Here is a 16,331-nt window from a genome sequence, read left to right as displayed (position 1 = left end):
AAATGTCATGAAGCAAGGCAAAATATATTTACCTTGACCGCTCTTTCATGAGCCCATTGATCAGGCCCCTGCGCAGTCTCGCCAACGGTCTTGGCTTTGCATGGTGGGCACGTGTCCAGACCCATGGGCCTGATGTCACGTATTGGTTTGGTCCTTTTGTGACCAAGAACGGTCTTGAAGAAGTCCTGCCGGCCTTTCTCGAAGACCTGTCTTCAGAAGCACCTTCTTCCATCGATCATTCGGTTCTCCGCTGCCGTCGATCCGAACCTCTAACCATCAACGCTCAAGGGTGATCCTGAGGCTGATAGCGTCGATGTTGGAACCCAAATCCTTCAGATGGCGATTGCCGAGTGGCGTCAGCAACTTGAACGAGGTGAAGTCTCCGCCAGGGAGCTGACTGATCATCATCTGGCCCGAATCGAGGCAGTTGATTCAAGCGTTCATGCCTTTTTAGAGGTCACGGCAGATCGAGCTCGCGCCGATGCTGATCGCTTGGATGAGGCCCGAGCTGCAGGAGAGGATCTTCCCCCCTTGGCAGGGGTGCCGATTGCGATCAAGGACAACCTGTGCACGAAAGGCATTCGCACAACTTGCTCCAGCCGAATGCTGGAGTCTTTCGTTCCGCCCTATGAATCCACCGTCACGGATCGCCTCTGGCGTTCAGGAGCGGTTCTGATCGGAAAGACCAATTTGGATGAGTTCGCCATGGGCGGCTCAACCGAAACCTCAGCGTTTGGACCGACAACCAATCCCTGGAATACGGGATATGTGCCTGGGGGGAGTTCTGGCGGAAGTGCAGCTGCCGTTGCGGCAGGCGAATGCATGGCCTCCCTGGGGTCCGATACAGGTGGATCGATCCGACAACCAGCATCTTTTTGTGGCGTGGTTGGTCTGAAGCCCACCTATGGGCGCGTCAGTCGCTATGGGCTGGTGGCCTTTGCAAGCTCGCTTGACCAAGTGGGTCCCTTTGCTACGTCCGTGTCCGATGCAGCCGAACTTCTGCAATCGATCGCTGGGGAAGATCCAAGAGATTCAACCTGCCTCAAGGCCCCTGTTCCCAATTACCGGGAGGTTCTGGGGCGCTCCGTGAGCGGGCTTCGCATCGGAGTGGTGCGCGAATGCTTTGACCAGGAAGGAATCGATCCTCAGGTCAAAGCATCAGTCCTTGCCGCTGCTGACTTATTGCAGTCCTTAGGGGCTGAGCTCGTGGATGTGAGTTGTCCTCGCTTTAACGACGGGATTGCCACGTACTACGTCATTGCCCCTTCCGAAGCATCAGCCAATTTGGCTCGCTACGACGGCGTGAAATATGGCTTCCGAGCTGAGGATGCCACCAGCCTTGCCTCGATGACTGCTCGAAGCCGAGCCGAAGGCTTTGGCAGTGAAGTCCAACGCCGCATTTTGATTGGCACCTATGCCCTCTCTGCCGGGTATGTGGATGCTTATTACCGCAAGGCCCAGCAGGTTCGCACCTTGATCCGTCGGGACTTCGAGACGGCCTTTGCCTCCGTGGATGTGCTGTTAACCCCCACCGCTCCGTCGACTGCCTTTGCGGCTGGTGCCCATGCAGACGATCCGCTGGCGATGTACCTGGCGGATCTACTCACCATTCCTGCCAATCTCGCCGGTCTACCAGCGATCAACGTGCCGTGTGGGTTTGACAGCGAGGGGCTGCCGATTGGTGTTCAGCTCATTGGCAACGTGCTCGAAGAACCCTTGCTTCTGCAAGTGGCCCATCAGTACGAGCAGTCTGCGAATGTGATGTCCCGTCGCCCCGAGGGCGCTTTTATTCCCGCCTGAAGGCGCAGAACAGAGTCTTAACCGCTGCATGTAGTGCTTGTGCGGGATTATTGCCTCCACATCTTGCGCATGCGCTTAGGCTGGGGGTATGGCATTTGTTCCCCTCCATAACCACAGCGATTACAGCCTTTTGGACGGAGCCTCACAGCTCCCTCAGATGGTTGAACGTGCCAAAGAGTTAGGGATGCCGGCACTGGCACTCACGGATCACGGAGTGATGTATGGAGCCGTAGAGCTTCTCAAGCTGTGCAAAGGAGCAGGCATCAAGCCGATTATTGGCAATGAGATGTATGTCATCAATGGTTCGATTGATGACCCGCAACCCAAAAAAGAGCGCCGCTATCACCTTGTGGTGCTGGCCAAGAATGCCACTGGCTACCGAAACTTGGTGAAGCTCACCAGCATTAGCCACCTGCGTGGAATGCGAGGACGAGGAATTTTTTCCCGTGCATGTGTTGATAAACAGTTGCTGAAGCAATATGGCGAAGGTTTGATTGTGGCCACTGCCTGTCTCGGCGGTGAAATTCCTCAGGCGATCATGCGTGATCGTCCTGATGTGGCCCGTGATGTGGCTCTTTGGTATCAGCAAACCTTCGGTGATGACTTTTACTTAGAAATTCAGGATCACGGCTCACCTGAAGATCGGATTGTCAATGTAGAAATCGTTCGGATTGCGAAGGAACTTGGAATTCCTTTGATCGCCACCAATGATGCTCACTACCTCACGCGCAACGATGTTGAAGCGCATGATGCACTGCTCTGTGTTTTGACAGGCAAGTTGATCAGCGATGTCAAACGATTGCGTTATACGGGTACCGAATACCTTAAAAGTGAAGAGGAGATGTCACGGCTCTTTGCCGATCATCTTGAGCAGGATGTGGTGGCGGAAGCGATCAGTAATACCGTCCAAGTTGCTGAAAAAGTAGAGGATTACGACATCCTTGGCCGGTATCAGATGCCGCGTTTCCCAATTCCAGAGCCACACACTCCTGTGAGTTATTTGCGGGAAGTCACGGAGCAGGGGTTACGCAATCGTTTGGAGATTGATTCCGAAACGGCCATTGATCCGAACTATGGAGATCGGTTGTCCCATGAGCTAACGATCATGGAACAGATGGGATTCCCCACCTACTTCCTTGTGGTGTGGGATTACATCCGCTTTGCACGAGAGCAGGGAATTGCTGTTGGACCGGGGAGAGGCTCAGCGGCTGGATCACTCGTGGCCTATGCCCTGGGAATCACGAATATCGATCCTGTGAGTAATGGCCTGTTGTTCGAGCGATTCCTGAATCCTGAACGCAAGTCAATGCCTGATATTGATACCGATTTCTGTATCGAACGCCGGGGTGAAGTGATTGATTACGTCACCCGTCGCTATGGCGAAGACAAGGTGGCTCAGATCATCACGTTTAACCGCATGACGTCCAAGGCGGTGCTGAAAGATGTGGCAAGAGTGCTTGATATTCCCTATGGCGATGCCGATCGACTAGCAAAATTGATTCCGGTTGTACGCGGTAAACCTGCCAAGTTGGCAGCAATGATCGGTGAGGAATCTCCCAATCCTGAATTTCGCGAGAAGTACAAAAAAGATCCAGTGGTGAAGCGCTGGGTTGATATGGCGATGCGCATTGAAGGGACTAACAAAACCTATGGAGTTCACGCTGCTGGAGTTGTGATTGCAGCGGATCCTCTCGATGAACTTGTTCCACTTCAAAGAAACAATGATGGGCAGGTCATTACTCAATACTTCATGGAGGATGTGGAGTCCATGGGACTTCTAAAGATGGACTTCTTGGGTCTCAAAAATCTCACGATGATTGATAAAACTCTGGAGTTGGTCGCCTCCACGATCGGTGAAAGGGTTGATCCAGACAAGCTTCCCTTAGAAGATCCTGAAACGTATGCCCTGCTTGCCCGTGGTGATTTAGAGGGAATCTTCCAACTTGAATCAACGGGAATGCGTCAAATCGTTCGTGATCTCAAGCCCTCATCCTTGGAGGATATTTCCTCGATTTTGGCTCTTTACCGACCCGGTCCTTTGGACGCAGGCTTGATTCCAAAATTTATCAATCGAAAGCATGGTCGTGAGACCATTGATTTTGCACATCACTCGATTGAACCGATTCTTCAAGAAACCTACGGGATCATGGTTTATCAAGAGCAAATTATGAAAATTGCTCAAGACATGGCTGGTTATTCCTTGGGCGAAGCTGATTTACTTCGTCGCGCCATGGGCAAGAAAAAAGTGTCAGAAATGCAGAAACACCGGGGGATCTTTGTACAAGGTGCTTCCGATCGTGGTGTGGATAAGAAAGTTGCGGATGAACTCTTTGACCAAATGGTTCTTTTCGCTGAATATTGTTTCAACAAAAGCCATTCAACGGCTTACGGAGCTGTTACCTATCAAACGGCCTATCTGAAAGCGCATTACCCGGTGGCTTATATGGCTGCCTTGCTTACGGTGAATGCTGGAGCCAGCGACAAAGTGCAGCGCTACATCTCCAATTGCAATGCGATGGGTATCGAAGTGATGCCTCCCGACATCAATGCATCAGGGATTGATTTCACTCCTAAGGGTGATCGCATCCTGTTTGGCTTGTCGGCTGTGCGAAATCTCGGAGATGGAGCGATCCGTGCCGTGATTGGCTCTAGAGAATCAGAAGGTTCGTTCCAGTCACTCGCTGATCTCTGTGATCGTCTTCCTTCTGCGGTGCTGAATCGCAGAAGTATGGAGTCGCTGATCCATTGCGGGGCGATGGATGCTCTCGAGCCCGAGGCGAATCGGGCTCAACTGATGGCCGATTTAGATCTTCTTCTTGATTGGGCTACGTCGAGGGCCAAAGATCGGGCCAGTGGGCAGGGCAATTTGTTTGATCTGATGGCAGCAGCCTCAAGTGAGGGTGATGAAGATGCGGGAACGGATCTCAGCTTGGCGCCCAAGTCTCCTCCGGTGAAGGATTACCACCCCACCGAAAAGCTCCGGCTTGAGAAGGATCTGGTTGGTTTTTATCTCTCTGATCATCCGTTAAAACAGCTCACTCCTCCGGCGAAGCTTTTGGCTCCCATTGGGCTAGGGAGTCTTGAAGAACAAGCCGATAAAGCCAAGGTCAGCGCGATCGCAATGGTGAGTGAGATGCGCCAGGTCACCACTCGCAAGGGAGATCGAATGGCGGTCTTGACCCTTGAAGACCTCACTGGATCCTGTGAAGCGGTGGTCTTTCCCAAAAGCTATGCACGTTTGGCTGATCACCTCATGGCCGAGGCTCGTTTGCTGGTTTGGGCAGCTGTGGATCGCCGCGACGAGCGGGTTCAACTGATCGTCGATGACTGCCGGGCCATCGATGATCTACGTCTACTGATGGTGGAACTTGATCCAGAACAGGCCAGCGATGTGGCGGTCCAACACAAATTGCGTGAATGTCTTCAGGCCTACCGTCCAGATCAGGAACAGTTGGGCGTTCGCGTTCCTGTTGTTGCCGCAGTTCGACAGGGCAATACGGTTCGCTATGTGCGGCTTGGACCTCAGTTCTGTGTACGTGACGCGTCTGCTGCAGCGCTGCATCTCCAAGAGAAGGCTTTTAAGGTGAAATGCAGCGAACCCCTGCTGAATTAAGTGCAGTATTGATCACAAATTACAGCGTTGATTTAACTCTGTTTTTGAGAACGCATGGATTTGCGCATTCGTTGGATGTTGGGCTTGATGTGTTCAAATCCAAGCAAGGATCCCGCATCCTGTTCCCAACTGGCAGAGAGAACTCCATAACTTAGACCTCCAAGGCCCAGCAAAAAGAAACCTCCAGATCCAAGCAAAGTGATCCCAGGAGGGACATCCATAATTTGACGCGAGACCAGGAAATAACTTCCTACGAAAACACCCATCCCCATAATTGAAGGGATACCAGTGGCGATTGCCACGCGTCTCGCCATTCGGTTGGCAACCGGCTTCGGGATGGGTTGACTGCTTTTTGGTTGGGAAGCAGATCGTTTGGATTTTGATTTGGTTCCTTCTTCTGACCGGCGCGGCTCGAAGGGCAGAGAGTTGCGTCGATCAGCCATGGGCTCCTGAAGTCCTGTGCAGCTTGCTTAGCCGCGGATTCCAAGCTTAGAAATGAGATCGCTGTAGCGCTGCTCGCTTTTGCCTCGGACGTAACCAAGCAGACGCTTGCGACGACCAATCATCTTCAGCAGACCCTGGCGGGATGAATAGTCGTGGATGTTTTGCTGTAGGTGGCTGCTGAGCTTGGAGATGCGCTCGCTCAGCATGGCGACCTGAACCTCTGCCGACCCGGTGTCGGTGGCATGGGTTTGGTGACTGTTGATGAGTTGCTGCTTTTCAGTTGTATCGAGCGACATGCGAAGCGACCGGCCCTACTTGTGCAAAGAACCAATTTACCTCTTCATGGGCACACTTATGCCGATGGGCGGTTCAACCAACGCAGACTGGCGCGTAACCACCCATCCCCGTCATTGGATGCCGGGACCTCTTCCCCGGTGGCAACGGCACGCATTGCTCGACGGATCTCTAAATCTTCATACCCCAGTGTGCTGAGGGTGAGCTGTAAATCTTGAAGTGGGTCGGGTTCAATTGGCAGCGATTTGAGATCACTCCTGTCCACAAGGGAGAGGTCGGAACGATCACTGATCTGCTCTGGACTCCAAGCCCCTAGACGATCGCGAAGTTCGACTGCAAGTCGTTCTGCTGTTCGTTTTCCTACTCCCTGCGCTTGGGTCAGGCGACGCAGGTCCCCATCGATGATCGCTTCGATCAACTCAGCAGCGCTGCAGCTCTCCAACAACGCCAGTCCCACCTGAGGGCCGACACCGTTCACGCTGATTAGAACGCGAAACAGGTCCCTTTCCCTTCGATCCGGGAAGCCAAACAAACTTGATCCATCGTCCCTTTGAACCTGATGAATCCAGACGGTGCAAGTTTTGCCTGCGGAGAGAGGTTGCAAATACCTCGAGGCAAGTTGAACCTCATACCCCACCCCAGCGCAAGCAATCACTAATCCCTGACGCCCACCCTGACTCCAGTGTTCGATTCGTTCTCCTCGAAGCCAGCCGATCATGCGATTCCTTCCAATGGGCCTATTGAGGCGTCTAAAGGCGTGTTGTTGGGAAAGGCATTGAACAAGTCAAGCCACCGATCGCTGACAGCTGAATCTGAAACAGGCCTCAACAGGCAACAACCAACCGCTTGGAGTCTGATGTAGTGACCTTGTGCCATCGCGGGAAGCCAAATCTTGCTCAAACAACGGTTAACAGCTGATCGCCTCGGTGCCATTCCATGCGATGGCATAAAAAAAGAAGGCGAATTTGCCTTCTTTGGGGGTGTGAGGAGCCAAATCTTGTGAGGAGATGGCCACATCCATAATTAATAAGCATGTGCCATTCAGTCAACTAACTGATACGTAGAGACTTGTTTGCTTCGAGGTATGAGCCGTTTTTCACTTGAAGAGAGCGTGTTTCTCCGGGTGGAAACAACAAGCCAAGCTGTCCAATCACAAGGGAAAAACCTAACCAGTGTTGACTTTTTAGTCTATTTGGCAGTCCTTAAAGTGTTTGGAAGTCATTGAGGCCCCTCGCTCGCCAAGAGCATCTCGCTCTTGGCTTCAATCGCTGTGTCACAGCCAAGTGGGTGGACACTAGAGATGCATTGTTTGATGCCTTCTTTTTCTTGTTGAGTCAATGGCCTGGTTGTGTGGCAATACAATAAGGGTGAAGGTGTGTCTTGCAGGACGTTTCCCGTCCACCAAGAAGACTTTGCGAGGAGAGCTTCTTCGTGCAGTGGAAATGAGGAAACACGTCTTGTAAAAAGCCGAGACACTCTGCTTCACATCCGCGATGCCTCTTGTTTCCAGGGATTGTCTTGATTCAGGTTCGGGCGAAGAGCCAGGCGGGTTGTTGACTGATCACTAGGGATTCGCACTGCTCCATCAGGTTGTTTCGATGGAGAGACGAGTGTTGCTGACTCCAGAAGGACAACCACCGTTTCTTGAGCCTGCCCAGAGATAGTTGACCAAAGCGACCCGCTTGGGCTAGTACAGGTGTATTGCTTGTGAGGTGCTGTGGAGGAGTGGGCCTATCTGGACGAAAGCGAGTTGAGTAACTGCCGTTGCTCAAGTGTGTGTGTGGCGTGCCAGCACTTTCGGCATGGTGTGGACCAGCATTGCCACACGTTGGTGGGGTGCAACATTCGCCAGAAGCAACTGCAACAGGGGCATCACCTCACAAAGACCTGCAAGCTATGGGCGCCAACTTGGCAGAGCACAGTGGGCTGGGCCCCTGAGATGGGTTGATTGCTGAGGTAGATCTTCTTTCCAGCATGGTTGAGCTCACCAACCCTTGGTTCAAGGTCTTTTGCAGGGTTGTCTTTTGTTTGTGATTGCTGGATGGCTTTAAGGCGTCTGATCGGTTTCTGTCACTCTGCGATGATCGTTTTTTGGAGGTGAATCATTCGTACTTCGCCAATGTTTGATCTAAAACATTTACTGGTTGGGTCTTGATTTAAATGATCACATGGCACGAGAGCATTAGCTAAAATGACAAATTGGTCGAGTCGGCTACAGCAGCTTGGCTTCGCTAAAGAGAAAGAAGAGGATGGATCCGAAAGATATCGTCTCTTCCCTGGCAAAAGTACGAATTCGTTTTGGACACAAATTCTTGTCATCCCAATTGATTACTGTTGGCAAGTCACCTATTCCAGGTCAGAAGTCCAAGTTGGACTTTGGAACACGCATAGTGTTGTAAAAAAAATTGATGTTAATGTTCATTTTAGCCCCATTCGGATGATCGAAGAGATCGTCGATGAGAAAAACAAAAAACCTGGACTCTTTCGAAGATTTTGATAGCGATGAATCCATTGGAGGCAGCGATTGCAGAATCTTGGTTAACCCAGTAGAGCTTGTCCAATAGGCCTTTGAGTCATGGTTGCCTGCTTTGGTCTGCTCACTTGGGTCTTGAATCCCCATGTGAATACCCCTGTGCAGCCTAATCAAAAGAGAGGGGTGGCTCATTGAGGAAAGTGCGTTTTTGATGGCTTTCAGCCCCATGTGAATGATTGGCATGGAGTTGAAGATCAAGCTGCTTCGTTAATCGCGTCTTCCAACATTTCATAGTGACTTGAGGCTTTTTTCTCTTATGGCTACAATGTGATTAAAAGAGTGAAACGATGAGCCGTCTTAAAATTTTTGTTGCAATGGCCGGACTAGGAGCAGCGTCGATCTCAATGTTTTCGCTGCCTTATTCAAAAGCAGAAACGAATGCCAATCATCCAGATGGTCTCACTATTATGACGTTTGAGCAATGGGATAATGTGAAGGATAATTGTGTTATTGAAGGTACTGAGGTTTATGCTCGTCTTGGAAGTGCAGGCCGCTGGGAGAAAAAAGCTCAGCTCTGGGATAAGGATTGCGTGAAGAGGACAATGAAAGAAAGAGGATATGCAAATGCTGTTGTTTTTGATCCTGATGAAATGTCTGATTTCAAAAAGAAAACCTGTGATCTTTATGAAACATCAATTGTCCATGTTGATGGAGTTGTTGTGGAAAGAAAATTCGGATTTGCCTTTGACAAATGTCAATAGTCCCTGTCGACGGGTGCTGCTCTGATTTGTTCTTGGCCTTGTCTTAAGGATGATCGAGTCCAATGGCTCTTCCAGTCTTCCTGTCGCTATGGAAGGGATGAAGCATTGGAAAGCAGTTGAGGGCCAGACAATGTCCCTCAACCTTCCGCGGGCTTCTAAATCGCGAAAGATTGATGGTTGTGGGACTGTTGACCCCGTCCAAAGAGTCACCAAACCATTCTTTGGTAGACGTCGTCACAGCAAGTGAGAAAAGTTCTCAATAGCTGTGACGAATGAGTGAGTTGCGTGAATAAAGCCGATGTCCTGCGATTGCCAGTGCTTTTATTCCTGAATTGAGCGCTTTCAATCAGCAGTTCGCTCCAATCCTTGGCATCAAAGGCGCCAACGCATCTATTTGCAGCTGGGTTGAGCAGTCAAGTTGTTGTCGGGAGTTGGCTGGACCATGGCCCTCGGAAGCGGTGTGACAATTGCTTTAGTGTTGGTGAACACTGGCACAGTGCCAGTCCAGACGCAGAATGGCTGTGTGAGGAGGGCTTCTTCACGGAGTGGAAACAAGGCAACACGCCCTATAAGAAGCCGAGAAACCCTGCCTTTGGCGGGGTTTTCTTTTGTCTGACGATCCTTAGATGTCCTGAATTTGACCATAACCTCATTGGCTGGATTCAGTCAGAGCCCTTAGTCGTCGATCACGGATCAAAAAAAACGAGCGGGTTCTCAATCCGCTCGCTCTCTCCCTTTTGTCAGCAGCTCGACGCCGCTGGACAAAGGATCTTGCATCTCTCTATTTGTGTTTGTAACGATGCTCACCCATTGCTGAACAGTTCAAACTTCAGTCCTTGGCCGTTTGCGCAGAGATTCTGCTTGTCATCGTTGAACTCAAAGGAGGCAATCGGCATGGCCGCCAAGATGGATCTGCATTGCACCGCGACTGCCTACCACTGGATAGGTCCTGGTCACGACCACTCGACCATCCGTTCGACGGTGGTTCACCACCAGAGTTGATAGGCCTGAGCCTCTGGTATGTCGCGGTTACACGACAATCAAAGCTCGTGGCCATGATTGATTCGTCCCAATCGATGCGAATCGTGCGTCATCGGTTGACCTTGCTGACTTTGGTCTGTCACGACCTTCCTTAGGTCTTGAAGACGATTACAGGGCATATGGTGCGAGGAATGGGCAACGTTGTGGCTGGCTATGTCAGGACCAACATTATGCAGGAACCAGAAATTGAATTGCTTGAAGGTTGTTCAGGAGGTGCCGAAAGGCAATACACAAGTCCTTCGATGCTTCTTTCTCACCAAAGACCAGGAGACTCACAAAATCAGAACAGGAAGCAGGAGTATCTTCTTGTTCATTGCCATCTCTAGATGGCTCTGTAGGGGTTATTTCACTCCAAGGGTTAATCGATAACTTGGAAGATAAGAAAAATCTTAGTTGGTGTTCATCACCTGCTCATTTAACCTTTGAGCTGACTGGTTAGGGTTTTGGGACTTGGAGATAAGAAATGGAACGCTACATCTTTCGCAAGAGAAAGGAGAATTGTCTGATGAAGTTCATTCCACTGCCTTTTGCCCTGATCGGTTGCGTTGTAGTTCTTGAGTTCTTGGGGTCTGAAGCGCCAATTCTTGGGTCTGCACCAGAGCAGTTGCCCCAGCAATTTATGGAGGTATTGTATTTAACCAGTGAAGATTAATTGTCTACTAGACCTGGAGCTCTCTTGGCTTCCTTTCCCATTCGGCAGGCTTTAGGATGTTTGCTTTTGTGCAGGGGAGATTACATGCTTCACAGTGATAATTGTTAGTCGGTCATGGATGCAGGGAGAGTGGTCCTGCTCGTCTAAAGGAAGAGCTTTAATCCTTCTGTAGGGGGAAGGTAAGCATCGATCCAAAGTGAAAAGATAAGAGCGACTATGTGCGGTGAGAGCGAAAGCCCTTGTGCAGTCAAGGATCATTGAGTCAGAGCCTGCCTCGGTGTGATTCAGGAGAGTGGTATGTGATTCAAAAATTGTTGTATTAGGGAGGCCTGTGCATTCAATTTTTAGTGAATGCATCAATCTGTTTTCAGTCATCACTGAAGCCCCAGAGCTCTGCTTTCAACGCCCATCGGAGGAGGCCTGTTCATGCCGTCCACGTCAGCACTGCTGAGCATGAACAACAACAAAGCCCCATGAAGAGAGGCCGCCCCTCCCAGATAGGAAAGACGGCCTAACTCGCTCGTTTATGCATATCGCAGACCATTAATCAGTGAATCTGTATCGCGGAAGTCTGGACCTCGTATCGAACACAGTGAACTGAAAGATTGGTGCGAAGCGACTGTCTGCAGGATCACCTGGGGCCGGAGCTCTAGGTGTGGGGTCGTGTTCTCCGTAGGGCACCTAGGACGGTGCAGGTGGAGCATCGATTGGCGTGGCGCGCAAGGCATTGCCTACCAAAGGAACAACCCACGTCTTGTTGAGACTGTTGGAGCAGGGACCTGAAGTCAGCTTGCTTCTGCTGATAACTCAGGTGGAGTGTCGTCTGTCAAAGCGCCTCCGATCTCGATGTCGATAGTTTGTGTCAGCAGAGCACCCTTGCCATCGGTGTAAAGGCGCATTGCCTTCAGAGCAGAAACCACCGAAATTGGGAATGGCGTGCCTCATGAGTGATTCCAAGCGTCTGATTCGCTTCGTGAAGGGTGGAGTGTGGGGCCGCCTTTGATCAACGAAGAATGGAATCAGCCGATTTTGCTCATTCGATCGCCGACTGCATCGTCATGGTCGCCATCACAACCGCTTGCCCTGAGCTTCGGCGATTGACCAGACGGGTGTGGATGATGACCACCATGGATGAGTGGTTTTACTTACCGCATCTGGCTCACTGCCTTTCTAGAACGAATGCATCGATGTATTCACTCATGGAAATTCATACCGCTCATGCTCAACCGATGGGGAGCTTGATTTTTGAAGGTCATCACAAACCGTTTCACGCCTTGGCCTGCCCTCTCAATCCTCAAGCGGTGCGGATTGCCAAGAAAAAGTAATCAGTTTGTACCCCATGCATGATTCTGCAGTCATCCGCATGGGGCTGATTGTTTTGCCCCTTGACTGCTGGATTGCCATCAAGATTGATCCAATTGGCAACTATCGTTATCAGCATTGATTGGCTGCTCATGCCGCCCGCTCCGCCAAGCCTGAACGGTTGGATTCGATCGCTAAAGCGCAACGTTCAACGTGTGCTGGTTGTTTGCGTGCTGTTGCTTCTCAACCTTGGTTTAACCGGTTGCGGACCATCCGATCAACCTCCCCGTGGCGTGTTGCTGAAAGCGCTTGGGCTGCAAATTCAATTGACTCAAACAGCGATTGCCCAGTCCCTGGAGTTAGAGCCTGTTGGTGTCCCAGATGTGAGTCGTGTGCGCGTAGAAGAGCAGGAGTCGATCCGTCTTGGTGAGCAACGTGGAATTCATCTCACCGGTCGCTTCGATTGGAGGCTTCCCGCAGATTCAGTGCGTGTTGATAGTCCTTTTGAGTTGTTCTTAGAGCGGGGTGAACGGGGACAAAGTTGGCGTTTAGCCCAACCGGTTGGTTCGAGCGACGGAACTTCACAAGATTGGATCACCCACCCTTTGCCGATTGATTCGCCTTGATCTGTCAGCCGACAGCTTTCAGCTTTCAGCTTTTCGAGCAGTCCTGGCACTCAGGCTGATCAGCGTGGCCCCCAAGACGCACAGGGCTCCCAGCACCACAGCACCTGTAATCGGTTCGGCAAAAAACAGCACGCCCCACAGTGCTGCAAACACCACTTGGACGTAATTGATCGAGGTGGCACGCGCTGCGGGTAGGGCGGAGAGGCCTTCGGTTAACCAGATCTGTCCGATCTGCGTGAACACCCCAACCCCGATCAGCCAGAGCCACTCGGTTGGATTGGGCCACAGCGTGGGCTGCCCCCAGAGCAACGGCAGGGTTGCGGGGACCGACACCAAGGGGAAGTAAAAGACGATGACGAGTGGGTGCTCTTGAACCGACAGTTGACGCACACTCACGTAGGCCAGTGCCGTAAGCAACGCACCGCCCAGACCGATCAAAGCTGCCATGGCTGGCAGGCTTCCGATCGTGCCCCCCACCCATTCGGGCTGAACCACCAAGGTCACCCCCAGCAGGCCTAACAGCACAGCGATGCCGATTCGGCGTCGGATGGGCTCTCCTAAAAGCAGCCATGCCGCCAGTGCCGTCAGCGTTGGGTAGGTGTATTGCAGCAGGGTTGCTGCCGCGAGTGGAAGCCGAGCGAGGGCCTCAAAGAAACACAACAAGGCTGCAGTCCCTAATCCTCCACGAATCAACAACAACCCACGTTGTTCACCCCAGGGCGAGACCTTGAGACGACGCAACATCGCCAGGGTGATGGCAATGCTGATCAAGGAGCGCACCAGAACGACTTCTGCCACTGGCAAGCGTCCCCCAAGGTGTTTGACGCAAACGGTCATCAAACTGAACGCCAATGCACAGGCGATCAGGGCACCGCAGGCTCGCCACTCCTTAGCGGATTGGCTGCCTCGTATCGCGCCTAACAGCCCCTGCATGGTGGTTCCGACGACACCTGCCAACCATGGCGCATTGCGTTGAACAGCCACTGCGCATCGCGCTGAACAGCCAAAACGGCATCGGGGCTCGCAGAATGGGGAGATGGCGATGCCCCGTCTACACCCCCGCACCATCGACGCCGTTAAGGAGCGTGCCGACATCGTTGATGTGGTGGGTGAGCACGTGGTGCTCAAAAAAAAGGGACGGGAATTCGTTGGCGTTTGCCCGTTTCATGACGACAGCAAGCCGTCGATGACGGTGTCGCCGCAAAAGCAGTTTTACTACTGCTTTTCCTGCGGTGCTGGCGGAAACTCCATCAAGTTTTTGATGGAGTTCCAACGGCAGAGCTTCAGCGACGTTGTTCTGGATTTGGCGCGCCGGTATCAACTGCCGGTGGAAACGGTTGACGGTCCTCAACAGGAGCGTCTGCGTCAACAACTCTCGCGGCGTGATCAGCTGCATCGTGCGTTGGCCCTTGCCTCAGGCTGGTTTCGCAGTCAGCTGAAGAGTGAGTCTGGCCAAGAGGCCCTTGCTTATTTGCGCGATCAGCGTGGCTTGAGCGAAGCCACGCTGGAGACCTTCGAGCTCGGCTATGCCCCCGATCAGTGGGACGGTTTGCTCAAGCATCTTCAGCACGTTGAGGGTTTATCGCCAGTGCTGCTTGAGTCAGCAGGTTTGGTCGTTCCAAGGAAAGGAGGCAAGGGGTTTTATGACCGCTTCCGTGGCCGTGTCATCGTTCCGATTCGTGATCGGCAGGGACGGGTCATTGGCTTTGGCGGTCGAAGTCTCGATGGCAGCGATCCCAAGTACCTGAACTCACCTGAAACAGAGGTCTTTGAAAAAGGCAAGCACCTCTTTGGTCTCGATCAGGCGGCCAATGCGATCCGCAAGGACGATCGAGCTGTGGTGGTGGAGGGCTATTTCGACGTCATTGCCTTGCATGCGGCGGGAGTTACCAATGCTGTGGCGTCGCTTGGTACGGCCCTCAGCGGTCAACAGATCACCCAACTGTGCCGGTGCAGTGACGGCAAACGCATCGTTCTCAATTTTGATGCCGATCGTGCAGGGATCCGAGCTGCGAACCGCGCGATCGGTGAGGTCGAGCAGCTTGCGCTTCAAGGACAGTTGGAGCTGCGAGTTCTTCATACACCTTCTGGGAAAGATCCAGATGAGTACTTAAAGGATCACGGAGCTGGTGACTATCGCGCCTTGCTCGATCAGGCACCGCTTTGGCTCGATTGGCAGATCGAACAGGTGCTGGAAGGTCGTGATCTGACCAAGGCTGATCAGTTCCAACAAGCTGTTAGCGGCTTGGTGGAGCTGTTAGGCAAACTGCCTCAATCAGCGATTCGCACGCACTACCTCCAGCAAGTTGCGGAGCGCTTAAGCGGTGGTCAAGGCCGTTTGGCGTTGCAGTTGGAGCAGGATTTGCGCCAACAGGTGCAAGGTCAACGCTGGCATGGACGTTCAGCCCGGCATGAAAAGGCTGGTGAAGTCAGCCAACGAGAGCGCTGCGAAGCCGAGATCCTGCGCATTTACTTGCACTGTCCGATTCATCGCTCCCAGGTGCGTTGCGAATTACGCCAACGGGAGTTGGAAGACTTCGCTCTTCAGCACCACCGTCTGTTGTGGTCTGCAATTACCGACCTTGAAGAGGGCAACATCGGTTCCGGTCGTCTAGAGGCGATCAGTCGGGGCAAAGATCCGGGTCATGAGTTGGCCGATCTGGATCTACCTCGTTTGCTTACCGATCAGCTGCTGCTGGACAACAGTGCGTTAGTGGCCAAGTTGACGCCGCTTTTAGAACCCGCGGAGCTCCAGCGTTTGGCATTGGCGCGTCCCATGGATGTTTTACGGGGCACCGCGGCTATTTTGGAGCGACAGAAGAGTCATAAACGTTGCCGTCACTTGTTAGAGGCTTGGGGTAGTCAACGGCTTGAGACTCTGGAACGGTGTATTGCTTCGCTGATTGCTCGTGAGCAAGAGCAGACAGCGTCGGCAGAGGGAGTGGATATGGAAGGTCGTATTCAGGAGATGTTTGAACAGTTGAATGCGGATGCGCTTCGATTGCAAGAGCTTTATTACTCCGAGAGGAAGCATATTCAGCATCTTGATCAACAACGCTGTGCTGGTTATGAGGTTGCTGTTGCTAACCCCCCTGAATTCATTCCTCCTGCGGCTTGATGGATTGGTGCGAGCCCAATCATCTGTATGTCTTGGTTTCGAAACACCAGCGTTCCTCACCCTTGAATCCACGGATGCGGATCGTCGCGCAGATGTGTCATTTGATCCAAAAGAGTGTTCAAGATGATGAGCTGAGACGGAGAACTCGTCCGTCTGGCCTCATCAATGATGCCGTAGTGTTTTTTTGCAGCTAGACCTTAAAGGTGT

At 52.2% G+C, this 16,331-nt stretch carries 14 protein-coding genes; 7 read left to right on the top strand and 7 right to left on the bottom strand.

Annotated features, from left to right (window positions below; translation table 11 throughout):
• The first annotated feature begins 47 nt into the window (after window positions 1-47).
• From SIC18_RS10580 to SIC18_RS10570, 3 genes are all read left to right on the top strand, one after another.
• On the top strand, window positions 48-293 hold the full coding sequence (locus SIC18_RS10580) for a DUF1816 domain-containing protein (protein ID WP_048346666.1): 246 nt from the start codon (window positions 48-50) through the stop codon (window positions 291-293).
• A 43-nt stretch (window positions 294-336) separates the two neighbouring features.
• Window positions 337-1,800: an Asp-tRNA(Asn)/Glu-tRNA(Gln) amidotransferase subunit GatA gene (gene gatA, locus SIC18_RS10575; RefSeq protein WP_048346665.1), complete on the top strand. Its 1,464-nt coding sequence runs from the start codon at window positions 337-339 to the stop codon at window positions 1,798-1,800.
• Between the two features lie 88 nt (window positions 1,801-1,888).
• Entirely contained in the window at window positions 1,889-5,413 is a 3,525-nt protein-coding gene (locus tag SIC18_RS10570; RefSeq protein WP_048346664.1) for a DNA polymerase III subunit alpha, read from the top strand.
• Window positions 5,414-5,445: 32 nt separating this feature from the next.
• Here the strand turns inward: SIC18_RS10570 and SIC18_RS10565 are convergent, their stop codons facing one another.
• The 5 genes from SIC18_RS10565 to SIC18_RS10545 form a co-directional block, all read right to left on the bottom strand.
• Complete coding sequence (locus SIC18_RS10565; protein ID WP_413429595.1) at window positions 5,446-5,856, bottom strand: PAM68 family protein; 411 nt, start codon at window positions 5,854-5,856, stop codon at window positions 5,446-5,448.
• A 27-nt stretch (window positions 5,857-5,883) separates the two neighbouring features.
• Entirely contained in the window at window positions 5,884-6,153 is a 270-nt protein-coding gene (gene rpsO / locus SIC18_RS10560) for a 30S ribosomal protein S15 (RefSeq protein ID WP_006852884.1), read from the bottom strand.
• Window positions 6,154-6,209: 56 nt separating this feature from the next.
• Window positions 6,210-6,869, bottom strand: coding sequence for a Holliday junction branch migration protein RuvA (gene ruvA / locus SIC18_RS10555; protein ID WP_048346662.1), 660 nt, complete (start codon window positions 6,867-6,869; stop codon window positions 6,210-6,212).
• 805 nt (window positions 6,870-7,674) lie between these two features.
• Window positions 7,675-7,923: a hypothetical protein gene (locus tag SIC18_RS10550; protein ID WP_413429594.1), complete on the bottom strand. Its 249-nt coding sequence runs from the start codon at window positions 7,921-7,923 to the stop codon at window positions 7,675-7,677.
• A 584-nt stretch (window positions 7,924-8,507) separates the two neighbouring features.
• The gene (locus tag SIC18_RS10545) at window positions 8,508-8,867 is read right to left on the bottom strand and encodes a hypothetical protein (protein WP_413429593.1); all 360 of its coding nucleotides are present in this window, start codon (window positions 8,865-8,867) and stop codon (window positions 8,508-8,510) included.
• A 104-nt stretch (window positions 8,868-8,971) separates the two neighbouring features.
• On the opposite strand from SIC18_RS10545, the gene SIC18_RS10540 reads away from it, so the two are divergent.
• Window positions 8,972-9,385 carry a hypothetical protein gene (locus SIC18_RS10540; protein WP_413429592.1) on the top strand — a complete coding sequence of 138 codons (414 nt, stop codon included), beginning with the start codon at window positions 8,972-8,974 and terminating at the stop codon, window positions 9,383-9,385.
• 2,478 nt (window positions 9,386-11,863) lie between these two features.
• Here the strand turns inward: SIC18_RS10540 and SIC18_RS10535 are convergent.
• The gene (locus SIC18_RS10535) at window positions 11,864-11,998 is read right to left on the bottom strand and encodes a hypothetical protein (protein ID WP_413429591.1); all 135 of its coding nucleotides are present in this window, start codon (window positions 11,996-11,998) and stop codon (window positions 11,864-11,866) included.
• A 93-nt stretch (window positions 11,999-12,091) separates the two neighbouring features.
• Here SIC18_RS10535 and SIC18_RS10530 point away from each other — a divergent pair, with 93 nt between their 5' ends.
• Both SIC18_RS10530 and SIC18_RS10525 read left to right on the top strand, forming a co-directional pair.
• The gene (locus tag SIC18_RS10530) at window positions 12,092-12,403 is read left to right on the top strand and encodes a hypothetical protein (RefSeq protein WP_413429590.1); all 312 of its coding nucleotides are present in this window, start codon (window positions 12,092-12,094) and stop codon (window positions 12,401-12,403) included.
• Window positions 12,404-12,532: 129 nt separating this feature from the next.
• Window positions 12,533-13,006 carry a hypothetical protein gene (locus tag SIC18_RS10525; RefSeq protein WP_413429589.1) on the top strand — a complete coding sequence of 158 codons (474 nt, stop codon included), beginning with the start codon at window positions 12,533-12,535 and terminating at the stop codon, window positions 13,004-13,006.
• A gap of 18 nt (window positions 13,007-13,024) precedes the next feature.
• Here SIC18_RS10525 and SIC18_RS10520 read toward each other — a convergent pair whose 3' ends face one another.
• Entirely contained in the window at window positions 13,025-13,939 is a 915-nt protein-coding gene (locus SIC18_RS10520) for a DMT family transporter (RefSeq protein WP_413430537.1), read from the bottom strand.
• 103 nt (window positions 13,940-14,042) lie between these two features.
• On the opposite strand from SIC18_RS10520, the gene dnaG reads away from it, so the two are divergent.
• Window positions 14,043-16,124, top strand: coding sequence for a DNA primase (gene dnaG / locus SIC18_RS10515; protein ID WP_413429587.1), 2,082 nt, complete (start codon window positions 14,043-14,045; stop codon window positions 16,122-16,124).
• Window positions 16,125-16,331 lie beyond the last annotated feature (207 nt).

This window comes from Synechococcus sp. Cu2B8-bc1011 (assembly GCF_047302735.1).
In the GTDB taxonomy this organism is placed as follows: Bacteria; Cyanobacteriota; Cyanobacteriia; order PCC-6307; family Cyanobiaceae; genus Synechococcus_C.
This window is presented reverse-complemented; position numbering and strand designations above follow the sequence as displayed.

Bases quoted from the DNA above. Each gene is read 5' to 3' on its own strand.
- SIC18_RS10580 (WP_048346666.1), top strand. From the start codon at position 48: ATGAGCCCATTGATCAGGCCCCTGCGCAGTCTCGCCAACGGTCTTGGC.
- gatA (WP_048346665.1), top strand. From the start codon at position 337: ATGGCGATTGCCGAGTGGCGTCAGCAACTTGAACGAGGTGAAGTCTCC.
- SIC18_RS10570 (WP_048346664.1), top strand. From the start codon at position 1,889: ATGGCATTTGTTCCCCTCCATAACCACAGCGATTACAGCCTTTTGGAC.
- SIC18_RS10565 (WP_413429595.1), bottom strand. From the start codon at position 5,856: ATGGCTGATCGACGCAACTCTCTGCCCTTCGAGCCGCGCCGGTCAGAA.
- rpsO (WP_006852884.1), bottom strand. From the start codon at position 6,153: ATGTCGCTCGATACAACTGAAAAGCAGCAACTCATCAACAGTCACCAA.
- ruvA (WP_048346662.1), bottom strand. From the start codon at position 6,869: ATGATCGGCTGGCTTCGAGGAGAACGAATCGAACACTGGAGTCAGGGT.
- SIC18_RS10545 (WP_413429593.1), bottom strand. From the start codon at position 8,867: ATGCCAATCATTCACATGGGGCTGAAAGCCATCAAAAACGCACTTTCC.
- SIC18_RS10540 (WP_413429592.1), top strand. From the start codon at position 8,972: ATGAGCCGTCTTAAAATTTTTGTTGCAATGGCCGGACTAGGAGCAGCG.
- SIC18_RS10530 (WP_413429590.1), top strand. From the start codon at position 12,092: ATGGAATCAGCCGATTTTGCTCATTCGATCGCCGACTGCATCGTCATG.
- SIC18_RS10525 (WP_413429589.1), top strand. From the start codon at position 12,533: ATGCCGCCCGCTCCGCCAAGCCTGAACGGTTGGATTCGATCGCTAAAG.
- SIC18_RS10520 (WP_413430537.1), bottom strand. From the start codon at position 13,939: ATGCAGGGGCTGTTAGGCGCGATACGAGGCAGCCAATCCGCTAAGGAG.
- dnaG (WP_413429587.1), top strand. From the start codon at position 14,043: ATGGCGATGCCCCGTCTACACCCCCGCACCATCGACGCCGTTAAGGAG.